Source organism: Streptomyces sp. CNH189, assembly GCF_000527195.1.
Genome location: NZ_AZUS01000001.1, coordinates 386,854 through 406,381, shown reverse-complemented (window position 1 = coordinate 406,381; position 19,528 = coordinate 386,854). Strand labels below are relative to the sequence as shown.

18 protein-coding genes are annotated in these 19,528 nt (G+C 74.4%); 8 read left to right on the top strand and 10 right to left on the bottom strand.

What is annotated here, in order from left to right:
• Positions 1 to 58: 58 nt before the first annotated feature.
• Genes B100_RS0101805 through B100_RS0101795 form a run of 3 tightly spaced genes read left to right on the top strand, consistent with a single transcriptional unit; the run spans position 59 to position 3,350 of the window.
• Positions 59 to 1,516 (top strand): glycosyltransferase family 4 protein, encoded by a 1,458-nt coding sequence (locus B100_RS0101805; RefSeq protein ID WP_024882768.1) that lies wholly within the window; start codon positions 59 to 61, stop codon positions 1,514 to 1,516.
• On the top strand, positions 1,510 to 2,250 hold the full coding sequence (locus tag B100_RS0101800; RefSeq protein ID WP_024882767.1) for a class I SAM-dependent methyltransferase: 741 nt from the start codon (positions 1,510 to 1,512) through the stop codon (positions 2,248 to 2,250). Before B100_RS0101805 ends, B100_RS0101800 begins: the two co-directional genes overlap by 7 nt.
• Complete coding sequence (locus B100_RS0101795) at positions 2,247 to 3,350, top strand: prenyltransferase (RefSeq protein WP_024882766.1); 1,104 nt, start codon at positions 2,247 to 2,249, stop codon at positions 3,348 to 3,350. Before B100_RS0101800 ends, B100_RS0101795 begins: the two co-directional genes overlap by 4 nt.
• 365 nt (positions 3,351 to 3,715) lie before the next feature.
• Here B100_RS0101795 and B100_RS0101785 read toward each other — a convergent pair whose 3' ends face one another.
• The 5 genes from B100_RS0101785 to B100_RS0101765 all read right to left on the bottom strand — a co-directional run bounded on the left by B100_RS0101785 (position 3,716) and on the right by B100_RS0101765 (position 8,969).
• Positions 3,716 to 4,009: a hypothetical protein gene (locus tag B100_RS0101785; RefSeq protein ID WP_048457677.1), complete on the bottom strand. Its 294-nt coding sequence runs from the start codon at positions 4,007 to 4,009 to the stop codon at positions 3,716 to 3,718.
• A 111-nt stretch (positions 4,010 to 4,120) separates the two neighbouring features.
• Positions 4,121 to 4,945, bottom strand: coding sequence for a DUF5336 domain-containing protein (locus tag B100_RS0101780; RefSeq protein WP_024882764.1), 825 nt, complete (start codon positions 4,943 to 4,945; stop codon positions 4,121 to 4,123).
• A gap of 159 nt (positions 4,946 to 5,104) precedes the next feature.
• Complete coding sequence (locus tag B100_RS0101775; RefSeq protein ID WP_024882763.1) at positions 5,105 to 6,085, bottom strand: N-acetylmuramoyl-L-alanine amidase; 981 nt, start codon at positions 6,083 to 6,085, stop codon at positions 5,105 to 5,107.
• A gap of 9 nt (positions 6,086 to 6,094) precedes the next feature.
• The gene (locus B100_RS0101770) at positions 6,095 to 6,754 is read right to left on the bottom strand and encodes a class I SAM-dependent methyltransferase (RefSeq protein WP_024882762.1); all 660 of its coding nucleotides are present in this window, start codon (positions 6,752 to 6,754) and stop codon (positions 6,095 to 6,097) included.
• A 478-nt stretch (positions 6,755 to 7,232) separates the two neighbouring features.
• Complete coding sequence (locus B100_RS0101765; protein ID WP_024882761.1) at positions 7,233 to 8,969, bottom strand: MFS transporter; 1,737 nt, start codon at positions 8,967 to 8,969, stop codon at positions 7,233 to 7,235.
• A 284-nt stretch (positions 8,970 to 9,253) separates the two neighbouring features.
• Between B100_RS0101765 and B100_RS0101760 the strand changes: the two genes are divergently transcribed.
• The gene (locus B100_RS0101760) at positions 9,254 to 10,687 is read left to right on the top strand and encodes an MFS transporter (RefSeq protein ID WP_024882760.1); all 1,434 of its coding nucleotides are present in this window, start codon (positions 9,254 to 9,256) and stop codon (positions 10,685 to 10,687) included.
• Positions 10,688 to 10,736: 49 nt separating this feature from the next.
• Here B100_RS0101760 and B100_RS0101755 read toward each other — a convergent pair whose 3' ends face one another.
• Both B100_RS0101755 and B100_RS0101750 read right to left on the bottom strand, forming a co-directional pair.
• Positions 10,737 to 11,369: a response regulator transcription factor gene (locus B100_RS0101755; protein WP_037722366.1), complete on the bottom strand. Its 633-nt coding sequence runs from the start codon at positions 11,367 to 11,369 to the stop codon at positions 10,737 to 10,739.
• Between the two features lie 66 nt (positions 11,370 to 11,435).
• Positions 11,436 to 12,653: a histidine kinase gene (locus B100_RS0101750; protein ID WP_024882758.1), complete on the bottom strand. Its 1,218-nt coding sequence runs from the start codon at positions 12,651 to 12,653 to the stop codon at positions 11,436 to 11,438.
• A gap of 208 nt (positions 12,654 to 12,861) precedes the next feature.
• Here B100_RS0101750 and B100_RS0101745 point away from each other — a divergent pair, with 208 nt between their 5' ends.
• On the top strand, positions 12,862 to 13,725 hold the full coding sequence (locus B100_RS0101745; RefSeq protein ID WP_024882757.1) for a MaoC/PaaZ C-terminal domain-containing protein: 864 nt from the start codon (positions 12,862 to 12,864) through the stop codon (positions 13,723 to 13,725).
• Positions 13,726 to 13,826: 101 nt separating this feature from the next.
• Here B100_RS0101745 and B100_RS37155 read toward each other — a convergent pair whose 3' ends face one another.
• Together B100_RS37155 and B100_RS0101735 are read right to left on the bottom strand one after the other, a co-directional pair.
• Positions 13,827 to 13,994, bottom strand: a complete 168-nt coding sequence (locus tag B100_RS37155; RefSeq protein WP_199785199.1) for a hypothetical protein — start codon at positions 13,992 to 13,994, stop codon at positions 13,827 to 13,829.
• 97 nt (positions 13,995 to 14,091) lie between these two features.
• Positions 14,092 to 15,357: a hypothetical protein gene (locus B100_RS0101735; RefSeq protein WP_024882756.1), complete on the bottom strand. Its 1,266-nt coding sequence runs from the start codon at positions 15,355 to 15,357 to the stop codon at positions 14,092 to 14,094.
• A gap of 285 nt (positions 15,358 to 15,642) precedes the next feature.
• Between B100_RS0101735 and B100_RS0101730 the strand changes: the two genes are divergently transcribed.
• The 3 genes from B100_RS0101730 to B100_RS0101720 are packed head-to-tail and all read left to right on the top strand — an operon-like array spanning position 15,643 to position 18,817.
• Positions 15,643 to 16,512, top strand: coding sequence for a Nif3-like dinuclear metal center hexameric protein (locus B100_RS0101730; RefSeq protein ID WP_024882755.1), 870 nt, complete (start codon positions 15,643 to 15,645; stop codon positions 16,510 to 16,512).
• Positions 16,509 to 17,252, top strand: a complete 744-nt coding sequence (locus B100_RS33560; protein ID WP_024882754.1) for a CT398-like coiled coil hairpin domain-containing protein — start codon at positions 16,509 to 16,511, stop codon at positions 17,250 to 17,252. Before B100_RS0101730 ends, B100_RS33560 begins: the two co-directional genes overlap by 4 nt.
• 38 nt (positions 17,253 to 17,290) lie before the next feature.
• Positions 17,291 to 18,817 (top strand): bifunctional RNase H/acid phosphatase, encoded by a 1,527-nt coding sequence (locus B100_RS0101720; protein WP_024882753.1) that lies wholly within the window; start codon positions 17,291 to 17,293, stop codon positions 18,815 to 18,817.
• Between the two features lie 40 nt (positions 18,818 to 18,857).
• On the opposite strand, the gene B100_RS0101715 is transcribed toward B100_RS0101720, so the two are convergent.
• Positions 18,858 to 19,523 carry a bifunctional 4-hydroxy-2-oxoglutarate aldolase/2-dehydro-3-deoxy-phosphogluconate aldolase gene (locus tag B100_RS0101715; protein ID WP_024882752.1) on the bottom strand — a complete coding sequence of 222 codons (666 nt, stop codon included), beginning with the start codon at positions 19,521 to 19,523 and terminating at the stop codon, positions 18,858 to 18,860.
• Positions 19,524 to 19,528 lie beyond the last annotated feature (5 nt).

The following is a 19,528-nucleotide window of genomic DNA, read 5'->3' as shown; positions in this document are numbered from 1 at the left end:
CTAGATCGGCGTCCCGTCGTACTGTCGCGGGACAGCGCAGGCAGAAGGGGGTCCCGCAGTGACCGCTGAGGCCAGTCAGGCCGGGCCCTCGGCGGGCCCCGCATCCGACGGCTCGCGACCGCTCCGCATCGCGCTCCTCACCTACAAGGGAAACCCGTTCTGCGGTGGCCAGGGCGTCTACGTACGCCACCTCTCCCGCGAACTGGCCCGGCTCGGGCACCGCGTCGAGGTCATCGGATCCCAGCCCTACCCGGTGCTCGACGAGGGCTACGACGGGCTCGGCCTCACCGAGCTGCCCAGCCTCGACCTCTACCGCCAGCCGGACCCCTTCCGCACCCCCAAGCGCGACGAGTACCGCGACTGGGTCGACGCCCTCGAGGTCGGCACCATGTGGACCGGCGGCTTCCCCGAGCCGCTGACCTTCTCGCTGCGCGCCCGCCGCCATCTGCGCGCCCGCCGCGGCGACTTCGACGTCGTCCACGACAACCAGACCCTCGGCTACGGCCTGCTCGGCGACGTCGGCGCGCCCCTGGTGACCACCATCCACCACCCCATCACCGTCGACCGCCGCCTCGAACTGGACGCCGCCGAGGACTGGAAGCGCCGCATGTCGGTGCGCCGCTGGTACGCGTTCACCCGCATGCAGAAGCGTGTCGCCCGCCGGCTGCCGTCCGTGCTCACCGTCTCCGGCAGCTCCCGCGCGGAGATCGTCGAGGACCTCGGCGTACGGCAGGACCGCATCCACGTCGTCCACATCGGCGCCGACACCGACCTGTTCTCCCCCGACCCGTCCGTCGCGGTCGTCCCGGGCCGGATCGTCACCACCTCCAGCGCCGACGTGCCGCTGAAGGGCCTGGTGTTCCTCGTCGAGGCGCTCGCCAAGGTGCGCGCCGAACAGCCCGACGCCCACCTCGTCGTGGTCGGCAAGCGCCCCGCCGAGGGCCCCGTCGCCCAGGCGATGGAGCACTACGGCCTCGAAGGCGCCGTCGAGTTCGTCAAGGGCATCTCCGACGCCGAACTCGTCGACCTGGTGCGCTCGGCGCAGGTCGCCTGCGTGCCGTCGCTCTACGAGGGCTTCTCCCTCCCGGCCGCCGAGGCCATGGCGACCGGCACCCCGCTCGTCGCCACCACCGGCGGAGCCATCCCCGAGGTCGCCGGCCGCGACGGGGAGACCTGCCTGGCCGTGCCGCCCGGCGACGCCGGCGCGCTGGCCGCCGCGCTGACCCGGCTGCTCGGCGACAGCGAGCTGCGCGCCCGCCTCGGCGCCGCCGGACGAGAACGCGTCCTGGCCAACTTCACCTGGGCGCGCGCCGCCGAGGGCACCGTCGCCCGCTACCGCGAGGCCATCGACACCGCCCGCGCCGGCCGGGGCGGGGCCCCGCGCGCGGCGGCACCGGCCCCCAAGGCCCCGGCGCCCGAGGACCTCGACCTCGTCCCCGACGCTCTCGCGGACACGGGCGGCGTACCCGTGACCGCGGCCGACACCTCCGATCGTGAAAGCAGGGCCACGTGCTGACCGTCGACTTCTCCCGGTTCCCGCTCGCCCCGGGCGACCGTGTCCTGGATCTCGGCTGCGGGGCCGGACGGCACGCCTTCGAGTGCTACCGGCGCGGCGCCCAGGTCGTCGCGCTGGACCAGAACGGCGAGGAGATCCGCGAGGTCGCCAAGTGGTTCGCGGCGATGAAGGAGGCCGGCGAGGCGCCCGCCGGGGCCACCGCCACCGCCATGGAGGGCGACGCCCTCGCCCTGCCCTTCCCCGACGAGTCCTTCGACGTCGTCATCATCTCCGAGGTGATGGAGCACATCCCCGACGACAAGGGCGTCCTCGCCGAGATGGTCCGGGTGCTCAAGCCCGGCGGACGCATCGCCATCACCGTCCCGCGGTACGGCCCGGAGAAGGTCTGCTGGACCCTGTCCGACGCCTACCACGAGGTCGAGGGCGGCCACATCCGCATCTACCGGGCGGACGAGCTGCTGGGGAAGATCCGCGAGGCCGGCCTGCGCCCCTACGGCACCCACCACGCCCACGCGCTGCACTCGCCGTACTGGTGGCTGAAGTGCGCCTTCGGCGTGGACAACGACAAGGCGCTGCCGGTGCGGGCGTACCACAAGCTGCTGGTCTGGGACATCATGAAGAAGCCGCTGGCCACCCGGGTCGCCGAGCGGGCGCTGAACCCGGTCATCGGCAAGAGCTTCGTGGCCTACGCGACCAAGCCGCACCTGCCGCGCGCCGAGGCGGACGCCACGTGACGACCTCCCGCCCGGCCGGCGACCCCCGCACCCCGCAGTCCGAACACCTCGTCCTCGAGGGCGTGCTGACGGCCGAGCAGGCGGCGCGGACCGTCGCCGGGATCCTCGCCGTGCAGCGGGAGGACGGCGCCATCCCGTGGTTCCGGGGCCACCACCTCGACCCGTGGGACCACGTCGAGGCGGCGATGGCGCTGGACACGGCGGGCGAGCACGAGGCCGCCGAGCGGGCGTACCTGTGGCTGTCCCGGCACCAGCTGGAGGACGGCTCCTGGTACGCGGCGTACGCCGACGGCGACCCGGACGACGTCACCGACCGGGGCCGGGAGACCAACTTCGTCGCCTACATCGCGGTCGGCGTGTGGCACCACTACCTGTCCACGGGCGACGACACCTTCCTGGACCGCATGTGGCCCGCCGTGTGCGCGGCCGTGGAGTTCGTGCTGAAGCTCCAGCAGCCCGGCGGGCAGATCGGCTGGCGGCGCGACGACGACGGCACGCCCACCACGGACGCGCTGCTCACCGGCTCCTCCTCCGTCCACCACGCGCTGCGCTGCGCCCTCGCCATCGCCGAGCAGCGCGAGGAGCCCCAGCCCGACTGGGAGCTGGCCGTGGGCGCGCTGCGGCACGCCATCCGGCGCCACCCGGAGCGGTTCCTGGACAAGGACCGCTACTCGATGGACTGGTACTACCCGGTGCTCGGCGGCGCGCTGACCGGCGCCGAGGCCAGGGACCGCATCGAGGAGGGCTGGCAACGCTTCGTCGTGCCCGGATTCGGCGTGCGCTGCGTGGTCCCCAACCCGTGGGTGACCGGCGGGGAGTCGGCCGAACTCGCCCTGGCGCTCTGGGCGACGGGCGAGTCCGACCGCGCGCTGGAGGTGCTCCAGTCCATCCAGCACCTGCGTGACCCGGAGAGCGGCCTGTACTGGACAGGGTACGTCTTCGACGACGACGCCATATGGCCGCGCGAGCTGACCACCTGGACGGCCGGCTCGCTGCTGCTGGCCGTCGCCGCCCTCGGCGGTCACGAGCCGACCTGCGCGGTCTTCGGCGGGGAACAGCTGCCGAAGGGCATGGACCCGGACTGCTGCCCGGACGCCTGACGCCGCACCGGCGCGTGAACCCACCGGGCCGGCCGGGGCGGGTCGGTACGGGTCCGGGTCGGTCAGTGCAGGTCCGGGTCAGTGCCGGCCCGGATCAGTGCAGGTCCGGGTCAGTGCCGGCCCGGATCAGTGCAGGTCCGGGGGCGGGTGTCGGGCGGGTGTGGGGTGGGGTCAGTGGCGGCGCAGGCGGCCGGCGATGGCGTGGCCGATGAAGAGGTGGACCACGGCGGCGAGTCCGTAGCCGAAGACCACCCGGGCCCACTCCTCGTCGAACGTGCTGTGTTCTCCCGGGGGGTGCCCCCGGACCCCCGGGTCACGCGGCCGGGCCGTGGGTGGGCGTGTCGTCGGGCGGGTGTGGGGTGGGGTCAGTGGCGGCGCAGGCGGCCGGCGATGGCGTGGCCGATGAAGAGGTAGACCACGGCGGCGAGTCCGTAGCCGAAGACCACCCGGGCCCACTCCTCGTCGAAGGTGAACAGGTCACGCGACCAGGCAGCCAGCCAGTTGGCCGCGTCATGGACGAACCGGACCAGGTCGTTGGCCCGGTTGGCGTCCAGCAGATACATCAGAATCCACAGTCCGAGGATGACGGCCATGACGTCCGCGATCACCGCGATGACCGTCCCCGCGGAGGTGGAACCAGAGCGATATCGAGGGGACATGGTGTCCGTCTGGCCCCGAACGCCCGCTTGAAACCAGCCCCGTTCGCCGTCCCGGCGCGCGAACGGCCCCCCGCCCGCGCGGGCGAGGGGCCGTGACGACGGAACCGGGGCTCAGCCGCGCTGGATGCCCGAGGTGTCCTGAAGGACGCCGCGGCGGCCGTCCTGCGTCTGCGCGACCAGCACCTGACCGCGCTGCTCCACCGCCAGGTACCAGGTACCGGGGGCCAGTTCGGCGATCGGGGTCGGCGAGCCGTCCTCCGGGAACAGCGGGCGCGGCACCGGCACGGCGAACCAGAACGGGGAGAAGTCGGGGGCGGGCGCCGCGGCCGGCTGACCCTGCGGGGGCTGCTGACCGCCGAACGGCTGCCCCGGCTGCTGACCGCCGCCGAAGGCCGCCTGCTGCTGCGCGCCCGGGTAGCCGTAACCGCTGGGCGGCTGCCCGCCGTACGGCTGCTGCGGGGCGGCGGCGGGACGGGCGGCGGGGAGCAGCGCGCCCTTGAGCGCCGGCACCAGCGGCGTGGCCACGGCGGCGGCGGCCATCACCAGGGTGGCGACAAGCGCGAGGATCAGACCGATGCCCGCGTCGGGGCCGTCGCTCGACCCCCCGAAGTTGTCGGCGCCACCGGCCGGGTCGAAGACGTTGCCCAGCGCGCTCCAGGCGGCGAACACCGCGAAGGCCACACCGAACGGCGCCAGTTCGAGACCCGCCACCTTCGGCGGCTGCGGCAGACCCCGGGCGACCACAACGAGGGCCGCGCCGATGATGCCCGCCAGCACGACGCCCAGCAGCACCGGACCGCTGGCCCACAGGCTGGGGATGTCCACGCTGTCCGGGGCGCCGTCGATCGAGTACAGATCGAGGAACGACGCGATGAACAGCAATACCGCTGCTCCGATCACCACGCCGTCGCCTCGAGTGAGGGAGCGGATATTCACTTCAGGTCCTTCGTAGGTCGTCTCGTCGTCGGAAGAGGCGTCGCTGCCACCATGTCGCCCGGAGGGTGCTGGTGCGAAGCGCGGGGGTGGCCCCTGATCGTACGGACGACACTATCGTCCGCCGGATCGGGCTGTCCGCCCGGATCAGTGGGCCGATCCCTACCCGCGCAGGAAGCTCACGATTCCCTCGGAAATCCCTTGCGCCGCCTTCTGCCGCCACGCGCCGCTGGTCAGCAGCGCCGCGTCCTTGCCGTCACGCATGTTCCCGCACTCGATGAACACCTTCGGAACCGTTGACAGATTGAGACCGCCCAGGTCCTCCCGCGTGACGAGTCCGGTACCGCCGCCGATGTAGTTGGACGGCGCGGTGCCGGTGACGCGCACGAAGTTGCCCGCGACGCGCTCCCCGAGTTCACGCGAGGGTCCCACGATGGCGCGGGTGTCCGCCCCGCCCGAGTTCACCGCGCCCGGCAGGATGACGTGGAAGCCGCGGTTGCCGGCGCCCGAGCCGTCGGCGTGGATCGACACGACGGCGTCGGCCTTCGCCTCGTTGCCGATCCGGGCCCGCTCGTCCACGCACGGCCCGTACGGGCGGTCGCGGTCCTGGGTCAGCCTCACCGTGGCGCCCTGCTTCCGCAGGAGCACGCGTATCCGGTGGGCGACGTCCAGGGTGAACTCCGCCTCCGTGTAACCGTCGTTGGTGGCGGTGCCGGTGGTGTCGCACTCCTTGCGGTGGGTGCCGACGTCCACCTGGCGGTTGATCTCGGCGGTGTGCCGGAAGTTCGCCGGGTTGTGTCCCGGGTCGATGACGACCACCTTGCCCTTGAGCGGGCCGGTCGCGGCGGGAGCGGAGGCGGAGGGCGGCCGCGAGGCGGGGGGCTCCTCGTCCCCGCCGCCCCGGGTGTCCCCGGTGTCCTCGGCGGAGGGCGAGGCGGGCTGCGACGGCGTACGGGAGGCAGCCGACGGGGAGCCCTTGGCCTCCGCGCCGCCCGCCCCGTCGTCGTCCGTTCCGCCCGTGGCCGCGTACACGCCCCACCCGAGCAGGCCGCCGCAGACGAGCGCGGCGACGGCCACGGTCAGCGGCCGGCGGCGGGACCGGGGGTTCGGGGGCGGATCGAAGTCGGGACCGGTGTACGACACGCAGCCACCCTAACGGGGCCCGGCGGCCGCACCCGTACGGCGCAGGACGCGCAGGGAACCGGTGGCGGAGATCTCCGTGAACGCGCCGGACGCCAAAGCCCGCTGATGCACGCGGTACGGGGCCTGCCCGGTGAACTCGTCCACCGGGTCCGGGAAGACGTCGTGGATGACCAGCAGGCCGCCCTCCGCGAGGTGCGGCGCCCAGCCCTCGTAGTCGGCGCTCGCGTGCTCGTCGGTGTGGCCGCCGTCGATGAAGACCAGGCCGAGCGGACGGCCCCACAGGGCGGCGATCTGCGGGGAGCGGCCCACCAGCGCGACCACGTGCTCCTCCAGGCCCGCCCGGCGCAGGGTGCGGCGGAAGGTGGGGAGGGTGTCCATCACGCCCAGTTCCGGGTCGACGGTGTCCGGGTCGTGGTACTCCCAGCCGGGCTGCTGCTCCTCGCTGCCGCGGTGGTGGTCCACGGTGAGGGCGGTGACGCCGGCCGCGCGGGCCGCGTCGGCGAGCAGGATCGTGGAGCGCCCGCAGTACGTGCCGATCTCCAGCAGCGGCAGCCCCAGCCGCCCCGCCTCGACGGCGGCCGCGTACAGGGCCAGGCCCTCGTCCAGCGGCATGAACCCCTTCGCCGCCTCGAACGCGGCGAGCACGGCCGCCTCCGGCGCCTTCACCATGGGGTCCGCCTCTCCGCAGGTCACAGAAGTCTCCACGGGGCCATGCTGCCGTAGTCCCCGCGAGGGCGGGGGAGGGGGGTACCGGGAGGTGACCGGGTGCGTGCAAGGCCCGGACCACCGCGCTTCGGCGGTGAGCCCGCAAACCCGGCTGCCGGCATCGGCCGGTGCACCAGGGGGGCGCGTCGGCGACGTTCGGACGCGGTGCCGTCCGCCGCCCTGGACCCGCCTCCCAGGTTCCCGCCCGCCGGTGGGCGGGAGCCACCCGCACCGCGTGGGGCCCCGGTGCCGCCCGGCCTCCGGTCAGCGGTCTCCGCAAGCCCGGTGACCCGTGAGCGGGGCGCCGGGGAAGCGTCGGCGGGGGTCCCGGTGCACGGTGTGCGGGGAGCGGGGCGTGCCCGGCCTCGGGCGGCGGGTGTCCGGGGCCTGGGAGCCCGGCCCGGACCAGTGCGCCGGGCGGTCGCCGGCGAACCGGCGGACGTCACGCCGTGACCGTCTCCGGGGGGAGCGACAGGTCCAGGGCGATGCTGTGGCTGCCGCCCGTGTGGGTCGCCGGGGAGGCCAGGGGGCCGTGGCCCGGAGCGCGTGCGGCGAGGACGTACGGGCCCTGGGCCGGGACCGCGAGGGCGTAACTGCCGTCCGTCGCGGAGACCGTGGCGCCCGCCCGGCGGCCGTGCCGGTCGATGAGCGTGACCCGCGCGCGGGCGACCGGCGCGCCGGACGCGTCCAGCACCCGCCCGCGGAAGCCGCGCAGCGCCTCCTCCGCGCGCTCCAGGTTGGCCTCCTCCTCGCTGCTCGCCCGCAGCTGCGGGTGGGCCGACGGGCGCCGGCCGGGCAGGAACAGGGCCAGCACCAGGCCGACGGCCACCGCCGCCGTGGCGATACCGAACGACAGGCGGAACCCGTGCAGGGTCGGCACCGCCACCCCGCCGACCACGTGCGAGGTGTTCGCCAGCACCATGCCGATCACGGCGCTGGACACCGACGTACCGATGGAGCGCATCAGCGTGTTCAGACCGTTCGCCGCGCCGGTCTCCGAGGCAGGGACCGCGCCGATGATCAGCGCGGGCAGCGAGGAGTAGGCGAGGCCGATGCCCGCGCCGAGGACCACCGAGGTGAGCACGGTCTGCCAGGCGGCGCTCATCAGCCCGAGGCCGCCGCCGTAACCGGCCGCGATGATCAGCAGGCCGACGATCAGGGTGACCTTGGGTCCGTACCGGGCGGAGACCCGGGCGTACACCGGCGCGGTGAACATCATCGTCAGGCCCAGCGGGGCCACGCACAGGCCCGCGACCACCATCGACTGCCCGAGCCCGTCCGACGCGGTGGGCAGCTGGAGCAGCTGCGGGAGGACCAGGGAGACGACGAAGAAGGAGACGCCGACCATGATGGAGGCCAGGTTGGTCAGCAGCACCTCGCGGCGGGCCGTGGTGCGCAGGTCCACCAGCGGCGCGCTCACCCGCAGTTCCATCAGCCCCCACAGCAGCAGCACCACCGCCGCCGCGCCGAACAGGCCCAGCGTCGTGCCGGAGGTCCAGCCCCAGTCGCTGCCCTTGGACACCGGCAGCAGGAACAGCACCAGCCCGGCGGTCAGGCCCAGCGCGCCCGGCAGGTCGAAGGTGCCCTTGGCGCGCACCGGCGACTCGGGCACGACGGCCAGCGTCAGGCCGATGGCGAGCACACCGAGCGCGGCGGCGCCGAGGTAGAGGGCGTGCCAGTCGGCGTGCTGGGCGACCAGGGCGGCGGCGGGCAGCGCCAGGCCGCCGCCGACGCCGATGGAGGAGCTCATCAGCGCCATCGCGGAGCCCAGCCGTTCGCGCGGCAGCATGTCCCGCATCAGGCCGATGCCGAGGGGTATCGCGCCCATCGCGAAGCCCTGCAAGGTGCGGCCGGCGATCATCACCAGCAGATCGTTGGTGAACGCGCTGACCAGCGCGCCCACCACCATCACCGCGAGGCTGACGACCAGCATGCGGCGCTTGCCGAAGAGGTCGCCGAGGCGGCCCATGATCGGGGTGGCGACGGCGCCGGACAGCAGGGTCGAGGTCAGGACCCAGGTGGCGTCCGCCGGAGCCGTGTGCAGCAGTTGCGGCAGATCCTTGATCACCGGGACCAGCAGGGTCTGCATCACCGCGACGACGATGCCCGCGAAGGCGAGGACGGGGACCACCGCGCCGCCCGCTCTGCCGGGGGGACGGACGGACGTCGTCTGTGTCATGAAGGGTGCCTCCAGGCGACCGAACGGCTGTTACGTGGATGCTGAACCCTGTCTGCCCAGGCAACTATTCCGTTGTTTCGGCCCGCTAACGATTTCTTGACCGTTCCTTGGGCGTCCGCGCACCGGTCCTCCGCCCGGACTCGTGTGCCCGTCCACCCGTCGTACGCCCGGACTTGAGCGTTCCGCCCACCGGTCGTACGCGCGGGTGCGACCGCGCTCGGCCGGAGGGCGGAGACGGGGGTCGGGCGAAATGCCGATGCGGGCCGCTCGCGACGGTTGAGAGCATGACCCTCATGCTCGAAGCCCCCGACACCACCCGCGCCCCCGCCCGCACCGCACCCCCCGTGTGGCTGGTGGTGGCGCTCGCCTGCGCCGGCCAGTTCCTCGTCGTCCTCGACATCTCCGTGGTCAACGTCGCGCTGCCGTCCCTGCGCACCGGCCTCGCGCTGGACGAACAGGGCCTGCAGTGGGTGGTCAACGCCTACTCCATCGCCTTCGCCGGCTTCATGCTGCTCGGCGGCCGGGCCGGCGACCTCTACGGCCGCAAGCGGATGTTCCTGGTCGGGCTCGGGCTGTTCACCCTGGCGTCGCTGGCCGGCGGGCTGGCCCAGGAGGGCTGGCAGCTGCTGGTGGCGCGAGCCGTGCAGGGGCTCGGGGCGGCCGTGCTGGCGCCGTCCACACTCACCCTCGTCACCTCGGCGGTGCCGGAGGGCGCGGCCCGCGCCCGCGCCATCGCCACCTGGACCGCCGTCGGGGCGGGCGGCGGCGCGGCCGGCGGCTTCGTCGGCGGGGTGCTCGTCGAGGCGCTGTCGTGGCGCTGGGTGCTGCTGATCAACGTGCCCGTCGGAGCGGTCGTGCTGGTCGCCGCCGCCCGCTGGATCACGGAGAGCCGCGCCGGGGACGGCCGGCGCCTCGACCTGCCCGGAGCCGTCCTGGTCACGGCGGGCCTCGCCACCCTGGCCTACGGCGTCTCCCAGACCGAGGCCGAGGGCTGGACGGCCCCGGCCACCCTGGTGCCGCTGGCCGCCGGGCTCGCCCTCGTCGCCCTGTTCCTGCTCGTCGAGGCCCGCGCCAAGGCCCCGCTGATGCCGCTCGGTCTGCTGAGGCTGCGGTCGGTGGCCTCCGCCAACGTCGCCATGTTCCTCAGCGGCTCGGCGATGTTCTGCATGTGGTTCTTCATGACCCTGTACGCGCAGAACGTCCTCGGCTACACCCCGCTGGAGGCCGGACTCGCCCTGGTGCCCAGCTCCGTCGCCGTGATCCTGGGCTCCAAGGCCGCCCCGCGCCTGATGCGGGTGACGGGACCACGCGCCGTGGCCGTGCTCGGCACGCTGATCGCCCTGGCCGGGTTCGCCTGGCAGTCGACGATGACGGCGGACGGCGACTACCTCACCGCGATCCTGATCCCCGGCGTCCTGATGATGCTGGGCGCGGGCCTCGCCGGCACCCCGCTGGCCTCCCTCGCCACGTCCGGCGCGGCTCCCGAGGAGGCCGGTCTGGTCTCCGGCCTGGTCAACACCTCGCGCACGATTGGCGGGTCCCTGGGCCTCGCGGTCATGGCCACCCTCGCGGCGGCCCGCACGGACGGCCGCGACACCCCCGAGGCCCTCACGGAGGGCTACGCCCTGGTCTTCACCACGGGGACGGCGGTCCTGGCGGTCGGCGCGGTCCTGATGTGGGCCTGGCTGCCCCGCACGACGGCGAAGCCGTCGGCCTGACGGCGGCGCGGTCGTCGCGCGGCGCGTGCGGGCCGACCGGGGGTCCGCGTCACAGCCAACCCCGGTGGCGGGCCTCGTGGAGCGCCTCCGTGCGGTTGCGGGTGCCGGTCTTGCCGATGGCCGCCGAGAGGTGGTTGCGGACCGTGGACGCGGACAGGTGCAGCCGGGCGGCCACGTCCGCGACGGTCGCCCCGCCCGCCGACTCCCGCAGCACGTCACGCTCGCGGGCGGTGAGCGGGCTGGGCCCGGCACTGAGCGCCGCCGCGGCCAGCCCGGGGTCGACCACCGTCTCCCCGGCGAGCACCCGGCGGATCGCCGAGGCCAGCTCCTCCACCGGTCCGTCCTTGACGAGGAACCCCGCCGCTCCCGCGTCCATCGCCCGCCGCAGATAGCCGGGCCGGCCGAAGGTCGTCAGGATCAGCACCCGGCAGCCCGGCGCCCGCTCGCGCAGCTCCGCCGCGGCGTCCAGCCCGTTCATGCCGGGCAGTTCGATGTCGAGGAGGGCGACGTGGGGACGCCGGGTGAGGACGGCGTCCACGATCGCGTCCCCGGTGCCCACCTGCGCCACCACCTCGATGTCGGGCTCCATCCCGAGCAGCAGCGCGAGCGCGCCGCGCATCATCCCCTGGTCCTCAGCGAGCAGCACCCGGACGGAACCGCCGGGCCGGTGCTCACGCGGCATCTCGTTCACGGCAGCAGCGTAGGGCGCGGTGGGCGGATCGCAGCCGAGCGGTGACGTCACGGCCGCTCACACCGCCGACGCCGACGGCTCCCGTGCGGCGCCGGACGCATCCGACCCCGCTCCCGCCCCCGCGTGCACCGGCAGGTCCACGGTGACATCGAAACCGCCGCCCGCGCCCTCACCCGCCCGCAACGTGCCGCCCGCCACCGCGAGCCGCTCGGCCAGCCCACGCAGACCCGTCCCGCCCGCGGGCGTCGCGCCGGAGCCCGTGGCGGCGTCCGCGGCGGGGTCCGCCTCCGCCCCGGTGCCGTCGTCGGTGACGGTCAGCCGGGCCGCCTCCTCCGTCGTCACGATCGTGATCTCGCAGCGCCCCGCCGCGCTGTGCCGTACGACGTTGGTGACGGCCTCGCGGACCACCCAGCCCAGCAGCACCTCCGTACGCGGTCCCGGGGCCGGCCCGGAGCGGTGCACGACGGGGACGACGCCCGCTGCCGTGAGCGCGGAGCGGGCCCGGTCCAGTTCGGTGTCCAGGCTGCCCTCCCGGTAGCCCGTCACCGCCTCGCGGATCTCCGTGAGGGCCTGCCGGCCGACCGCCTCGATGTCCGTGACCTGCGCCAGCGCGGCCTGCGGGTCACGCGGCACCAGCCGCCGCGCCGCCTCCGACTTGACCACGATCACCGACATCGTGTGCCCCAGCAGATCGTGCAGGTCGCGCGAGAACCGCAGCCTCTCCTCCTCCACCGCCCGCCGGGCCAGCTCTCGGCGGGCCTCCCGCAGCTCGTACACCGTGTCCGCCAGCCGCACGATCGTGGCGGTCACCAGCGCCGAGACGGCCGTCGCGTAGAGGATGTCGAGGCTGCCCCAGCCGTCGTGGTACCAGGAGACCGTGCCCGCGACCGCCGTCACCGCGGCAGCGACGGCCAGCAGTCGCCGTCCGCGCAGCACCACGCCCGTCGCCAGCCCGAGCAGCGGGAAGTACAGCAGCCAGTCGCCGCCGTAGCCGACGGCGAGCACGCAGGTCACCGCCGCCAGCAGACCGAGCGCCACGCGCCGCGCGACGGTGTCCCGATTGCCGCACGGATGCGTGGTGAACGCCAGGTAGACGTACAGGGAGTTGAACGCCAGCAGCCCGGCGCCGCCGACCCACGGGTCGGAGGTGGTGCCCTGGAGGAGGTGGGAGAACGCGCCCATCGCGACCAGCAGCCAGGGCAGCAGCCGCGGATGGCCGAGCCCCGGACCGCGTCGGCCGCGGGCCTCCGTGTACGCCTCACAAGTTGTCGACATGTCTCTTCCCCCGGTTTCGCGGTGTGTCCGGTCCGCCGCACCCGGCCGGGTGCGGTCCCTGTCGACGGTAGGGCCGGCCCGGGGCACCCGCCCAGAGCCGTCCGTACGGTCCGCACCGGTACGAATGTCCAGGGGTCGCCACGGCTGACGGGCGCCGGGCGCTGGGCTATACAGGGTCCCGGACCACACCCCGGCGATCAGGAGTCACATGCCCGTCGACGCGGCCCGGGCGCTCACCGCCGCGCCCCGCACCACCGAGATCTCCTGGGCCCCCGGGGACGTCCAGCTCTACCACCTCGCCATCGGTGCGGGCGTGCCCGCCACCGACCCCCGCGAACTGCGCTACACGCTGGAGTCCCGGCTGCACGTCCTGCCCAGCTTCGCCACCGTCGCCGGCGGCGGACCGCCCGGGGTGATCGCGGCCCTGTCCATGCCCGGCGTCGACGTCGACCTCGCCCGCGTCCTGCACGGCGGCCAGTCGCTCACCGTGCACCGCCCCCTGCCCGTCCGCGCCACCGCCACCCGCACCGACCGGATCACCGCCGTGTACGACAAGGGCAGGGCGGCCCTCCTGGTGCTGCGCAGCGAGGCCGCCGACGCCGACGGCCCGCTGTGGACGACCGAGGCACGGGTGTACGTACGCGGCGAGGGCGGCTGGGGAGGCGATCGGGGGCCGTCGGCGGGCGGGCGGGCGGAGCCGGGCGCCCCGGACCGTGTCGTCGAGCGCCCCGTACGGGAGGACCAGGCGCTGCTCCACCGCCTCACCGGCGACCTCAACCCCCTGCACGCCGACCCGGAGTTCGCACGCCGCGCCGGCTACGACCGCCCCGTGCTGCACGGCCTGTGCACCTACGGCATGACCCTGAAGGCGGTCGTCGACACCCTGCTCGACGGTGACGTCACCCGCGTCCGCTCCTTCACGGCCCGGTTCACCGACGTGGTGTACCCGGGCGAGACGCTGCGCGTCCGGATGTGGCGCGGGGACGGCACGGTGCGGGTGGGCGTGAGCGCGGTGGAACGCGGGGACACCCCTGTACTCACGGACGCGACGGTGCACGTGACGGAAGGCTGACGGCGGGCCGCGCCGGACACGGGAACGGCCCCGACCGTCGGACGACGATCGGGGCCGTGCTTCGCTCCACCCGCGGAAGGTGAACGGCCGTCTGACGTGCGTCAGGCGGCCGACTCCGCGTGTTCGTGCTCCTGCGTGGGCCTGCGGTGACGGCCACGCGGGGACGTCTCGGTCTCCTGCGTGGAAACCGGTCCCCGGTGCTTGCCGTGACCCCCGGCAACCTGCCCGTACTCGACGGGCTGCGGCTCGTGCGTGATGACGTCGCTCATCGGAAGGAATTCACCCCGTAAACATGATCTTTCCTACAGCCGAGCGAGTCTAACCGGCACACCACACCCCGAATCCAGGCGGCCACGCCAACCGCCACTAGTTCGTTACAAGCCGCCCCAAAGGCGCCTGTTGCAGGGGCACGGGACGGGGGGCCGACGGGGTCTCGGACGCGTAGACCGGCGGGAGTTGCGAGTGACTGTCCGTCATATAGGTGTCTACAAGAGCTAGTTGCTGGGAGTACCCCGTCTCGTCGAGTGGTGGTAGCTCGCCGTGCGTTGTCCGCCGCTCGTCCCGTTCTGCGGGATCTTCTTCCCACACCCGTTCAGGCGCACGACGTTCATCCCCCGGCATCGTCAGCGTGGCGATCCCGCACGGGACGGCGCGGGTCGAACAGGGGAGCCGCAGCACGCCGTCCGCCGTCCACCGGCCCGTGCCGGTCAGCCACCCCGAGGGGGCCGCGAGGTGGTGCACCTGCCGTTCCGCCGGCCGCCACAGGCCGACCCAGCTGCCGCTCGCGCCGTCGACGCGCAGCGCCACCGCGCAGGCCTCCGGGGTCAGCATCTGCCCCGGCTGGATGGCGAACGGTGTCACCGTGCGGTCCGGCAGCCGCAGACACTCGGGGAACCGCACCGGCAGGGTGCTGCCCAGCACCCCCCAGCCCAGCCGCTCCCGGCCGGGCGAGGGCGCGTCCGAGCGGATCAGCAGCAGGCCGCTGTCCGGGTCGGCGAGCAGGACCCGGTCGTCGCTGTCGGGGGTGATCTGCAGCAGCGGGGACATCTCGCCGCCGCGTTCCAGGTCCACCACGACCGACTTGGTGCGCCCGCCCGTCTCCCGGTCCAGGGCCAGCATCCGGCCCGCGCGGTCCAGCCACACCCCGCCCGAGCAGCCGCCCGGGACCTCCGCGACCCGCTCCGGGCCGTTCGCGCCGCCCGCCACCAGCCACACCACCGCCGAGTGCCGGCCCGCCGCGAGGGCGTAGGCCCGGCGTCCGTCGGGGGCCGGCGGCAGCAGTCGCAGCCGGGTCTCCTCGTCCGGGCACTCGACGGCGCCCAGCGGCAGTTCGCCGGTGCCGGGGCCGGTCGGGTACAGCAGGGAGAAGGCGTGCCGCCCGTCCACCAGGCGGCGGATGAGGACCCGGCCGTCGCTCAGGGGCTGCACCTCGGTGCCGGGCTCCTCGGGCTGGTTGCCGGGCAGCGGCACCGCGTACGGCTCCGGGCCGTCCAGGGTCCAGCGCTCCGGGAACAGGGAGTCGCCGGCGAGGGCCAGGCGTGCGGCGTACCCGCCGTCCGCGGTGATGGTGCAGCCCGCTCGTCCCACTCCCGTCCCGTGTCCCGCCGTAGGTTCGATGGCACAGACCGTCATGTGTCGGTCACCTCCGGTGACGAACGTAGTTTTCGCGGGCGGAGGTGGCGGAGCGGCGGGCCCCGCTTCACACGTAAGGGTGCTCCAGGAACGATTCTGCCGAGGAAGGGCGAGGGAGTGTGCTCCACGGAGCCGGTACCCACGGGAACGGATGCCGTGCCGCCGCGGGAACGGAGCCGGTTCTCCGGCGGGGACGGATCCCGTGCCGCCGCGGGAGCGGAGCGGTCGCCGCCGTACGAACGGAGCCGGTACTGCCATGCGAAAGGGCCAGGTAGCCTTGGCGGCGTGCCCCGTCTGTCAGAAGTCATCGCCGCGCTGGAGAACCTGTGGCCCGCCGAGCGGGCCGAGTCCTGGGACGCGGTCGGCACCGTCGTGGGCGAGCCCGGCCAGGAGGTCCGGCGGGTCCTGTTCGCCGTCGACCCGGTCCAGGACGTCGTCGACGAGGCGGTGAAGCTCGACGCCGACCTGCTGGTCACCCACCACCCGCTCTACCTGCGCGGGACGACCACGGTCGCGGCCTCCACGTTCAAGGGCCGCGTGGTGCACACGCTCATCAAGAACGACATCGCGCTGCACGTCGCCCACACCAACGCCGACACCGCCGACCCGGGAGTCTCCGACGCCCTCGCCGGCGCGCTGGACCTCAGGGTCGTACGCCCCTTGGTGCCGGACCCCTCCGACCCCGAGGGCCGCCGGGGACTGGGCCGCGTCTGCGAGCTCGACCACCCGGTCACCGTGCGTGAGTTCGCCGCCCGCGCCGCGGAGCGGCTGCCCGCCACCGCGCAGGGCATCCGCGTCGCCGGCGACCCGGACGCGCCCGTACGGACCGTCGCCGTCAGCGGCGGCTCCGGCGACAGCCTCTTCGACCACGTCCGGGCCGCCGGCGTGGACGCCTTCCTCACCGCGGACCTGCGCCACCACCCGGTGTCCGAGTTCACCGCGGTGAGCGCCCCCAGCCCTCTCGCGCTGCTCGACGCGGCGCACTGGGCCACCGAGTGGCCCTGGTGCGAGCTGGCCGCCGCCCAGCTCGACGAGATCTCCGACCGGCACGGCTGGGACCTGAGGGTCCACGTGTCGCGCACGGTCACCGACCCCTGGACCGCCCACGCGGCGTCGTCCAGCGCCATCACTGACACATCTGGAGCCCCCAACTGAACGCCGAGCCCGCCGACCAGATCCGACTTCTCGACGTCCAGGACCTCGACGTCCGCCTCCAGCAGCTCGCGCACCGGCGGAGGTCGCTCCCCGAGCACGACGAGATCGAGTCGCTGAACCGCGACCTCGCCCAGCTGCGCGACCTGCTCGTCGCCGCGCAGACCGAGGAGAGCGACTGCGCCCGCGAGCAGACCAAGGCCGAGCAGGACGTGGACCAGGTGCGCCAGCGTGCCTCCCGGGACCAGAAGCGCCTCGACTCCGGTGCCGTCTCCTCGCCCAAGGACCTGGAGAACCTCCAGCGCGAGATCGCCTCCCTCGCCAAGCGGCAGGGCGACCTGGAGGACGTCGTCCTCGAGGTCATGGAGCGCCGTGAGTCCGCCCAGGAGCGGGTCGCCGAACTGACCGAGCGGGTCGGCTCCGTCCAGGGCAAGATCGACGACGCCACCGCCCGCCGGGACGCCGCCCTCGAGGAGATCGACGGCGAGACCGCCTCCGCCACCAAGGAGCGCGAGGTCGTCGCCACCTCCGTACCGGCCCCGCTGCTCAGCCTGTACGACAAGCTGCGAGAGCAGCAGGGCGGCGTCGGCGCGGCCAAGCTGTCCGCGCGCACCTGCCAGGGATGCCGGCAGGAGCTCGCCATCACCGAGATGAACGAGATCCGGGCCGCCGCCCCGGACACCGTGGTGCGCTGCGAGAACTGCCGCCGCATCCTGGTCCGCACGGCGGAGTCGGGACTGTAAGAGGACCTGCCGGGACTTCTCCAGGGGAATCGAGTTCGATGCGGGAGTTCGTCGTCGAGGCGGACGGCGGGTCACGGGGCAACCCCGGGCCCGCCGGGTACGGCGCCGTGGTGAGCGACGCGGCGACGGGGGAGACGCTGGCCGAGGCGGCCGAGTACATCGGCGTCGCCACGAACAACGTCGCCGAGTACCGGGGGCTGCTGGCCGGCCTGCGCGCCGCCCGCGACCTGGACCCGGAGGCCAGGGTCCACGTCCGGATGGACTCCAAGCTCGTCATCGAGCAGATGTCGGGCCGCTGGAAGATCAAGCACCCGGCGATGAAGCCGCTCGCGGCTCAGGCGGCGGCGGTCTTCCCGCCGGGGCAGGTCACCTACGAGTGGATCCCGCGCGAACGCAACACCCACGCGGACCGTCTGGCCAACGAGGCGATGGACGCGGGGAAGCGGGGCGAGCAGTGGTCGCCCGCCGAGAGCCGTGCCGACCTCGACACACCCTCGGCCGTACCGGCCCCCGAGGGCCCACCCGGTGACGCGACGGCGGGAGCGGCCCGCGTCCGCGCGGCGATGACGCCGACGACGAAGGACCGTACGGCGGAGCCCCGTACGCCTGGGGCCGCCGACGGGCGTCCCGCCCCGGGTGGTGGTGATGGCGGCGGTCCGGCGTGGACGGAAGATGCCGACGCCACGGCGTCGACAGGTCGGGCCACGGAGGGCCGTGACGCGGGCACCTCCGCCGAGCGCCCCGCGGCCGGAGCCGCAGCCGGGGCCCGGACCGACGGCCCGGACCCGTCCGCCGCGCACCGTCCGGCGACGGACACCCCCGCATCCGGGAAGCCGGCACCGGCGCGGGGCATCCCCGTGACGGGCACGGGTGCCGATGCCGATCGGCGGGCCGCGCAGGCCGTGGCGACGCCCTCCTCCGGGTGGGCGCCCGCCGACATGGGCGCGCCCGCCACCTTCGTGCTGCTGCGGCACGGCGAGACCCCCCTCACCCCGCAGAAGCGTTTCTCGGGCAGCGGCGGCAGCGACCCCTCCCTCTCGGACATCGGCCGTGAGCAGGCCGCGAAGGTCGCCGCCTCGCTCGCCCGGCGCGGCACCGTCCAGGCGGTCGTCGCCTCCCCCCTCGCCCGGACCCGCGAGACGGCCGGGATCGTCGCCGCCCGCCTCGGTCTGGACGTGGCCGTGGAGGAAGGGCTGCGCGAGACCGACTTCGGCGCCTGGGAGGGACTCACCTTCGGCGAGGTGCGCGAACGCCACCCCGAGGACCTGAACGCCTGGCTGGCCTCGCCGGACGTCGAACCCACCGGCGGCGGGGAGAGCTTCGCGGCCACCGCCGCCCGGGTCGCCCAGGCCCGCGACAAGCTGCTCGCGGCGTACCGGGGCCGTACGGTCCTGCTGGTCACGCACGTGACCCCGATCAAGACCCTGATCCGGCTCGCGCTCGGCGCCCCGCCCGAGGCGCTCTACCGCATGGAACTGTCCGCGGCCTCGCTGTCCGCCGTCGCGTACTACGCCGACGGCAACGCCAGCGTCCGCCTGTTCAACGACACGTCACACCTGCGGTAGACCCGGCGGGGCCCGCCCGCCTCACTGCGGCGCCGCCACCTCACCGCAGCGCCGCCGCCTCGCGGGCCAGGCGTTCGACGCGGTCCCAGTCCCGCGCGGCCACCGCGTCCCCGGGCAGCATCCAACTGCCGCCCACACAACCCACGTTGGGCAGGGCGAGATACTCCGGGGCGCTGTCCGGGCCGATCCCCCCGGTGGGGCAGAAGCGTGCCTGCGGAAGCGGCCCCGCCAGCGACTTCAGGAACGCCGTCCCGCCGGCCGCCCGCGCCGGGAAGAACTTCATCTCCCGCACCCCGCGCTCCAGCAGCGCCATCACCTCCGACGCCGTGGACACCCCCGGCAGGAACGGCACCCCGGACGCCCGCATGGCCGCCAGCAGCGCGTCCGTCCACCCCGGGCTGACCAGGAACCGCGCCCCGGCCGCCACCGCCCCGGTCACCTGCTCCGGCGTGATCACCGTCCCGGCCCCGACCACGGCCCCCGGCACCTCGCCGACGATCGCCCGGATCGCGTCCGGCGCGGCCGGGGTCCGCAACGTCACCTCGATCGCGGGCAGCCCGCCCGCCACCAGCGCACGCGCCAGCGGTACGGCGTCGGCGGCGTCCTCGATCACGACCACCGGCACCACGGGCGCCAGCCCGAGCACCGAGGCGGAAGGGGCGGCGGCTGGTTCGGGCGCGGCGGGCGACGGCAGGGAGGCGTTCATGCCGG

Bases quoted from the DNA above. Each gene is read 5' to 3' on its own strand.
- B100_RS0101785 (WP_048457677.1), bottom strand. From the start codon at position 4,009: ATGTCCCCTCGATATCGCTCTGGTTCCACCTCCGCGGGGACGGTCATC.
- B100_RS0101770 (WP_024882762.1), bottom strand. From the start codon at position 6,754: ATGGTGAAGGCGCCGGAGGCGGCCGTGCTCGCCGCGTTCGAGGCGGCG.
- B100_RS0101765 (WP_024882761.1), bottom strand. From the start codon at position 8,969: ATGACACAGACGACGTCCGTCCGTCCCCCCGGCAGAGCGGGCGGCGCG.
- B100_RS0101760 (WP_024882760.1), top strand. From the start codon at position 9,254: ATGACCCTCATGCTCGAAGCCCCCGACACCACCCGCGCCCCCGCCCGC.
- B100_RS0101755 (WP_037722366.1), bottom strand. From the start codon at position 11,369: ATGCCGCGTGAGCACCGGCCCGGCGGTTCCGTCCGGGTGCTGCTCGCT.
- B100_RS0101750 (WP_024882758.1), bottom strand. From the start codon at position 12,653: ATGTCGACAACTTGTGAGGCGTACACGGAGGCCCGCGGCCGACGCGGT.
- B100_RS0101745 (WP_024882757.1), top strand. From the start codon at position 12,862: ATGCCCGTCGACGCGGCCCGGGCGCTCACCGCCGCGCCCCGCACCACC.
- B100_RS37155 (WP_199785199.1), bottom strand. From the start codon at position 13,994: ATGAGCGACGTCATCACGCACGAGCCGCAGCCCGTCGAGTACGGGCAG.
- B100_RS0101735 (WP_024882756.1), bottom strand. From the start codon at position 15,357: ATGACGGTCTGTGCCATCGAACCTACGGCGGGACACGGGACGGGAGTG.
- B100_RS0101720 (WP_024882753.1), top strand. From the start codon at position 17,291: ATGCGGGAGTTCGTCGTCGAGGCGGACGGCGGGTCACGGGGCAACCCC.
- B100_RS0101715 (WP_024882752.1), bottom strand. From the start codon at position 19,523: ATGAACGCCTCCCTGCCGTCGCCCGCCGCGCCCGAACCAGCCGCCGCC.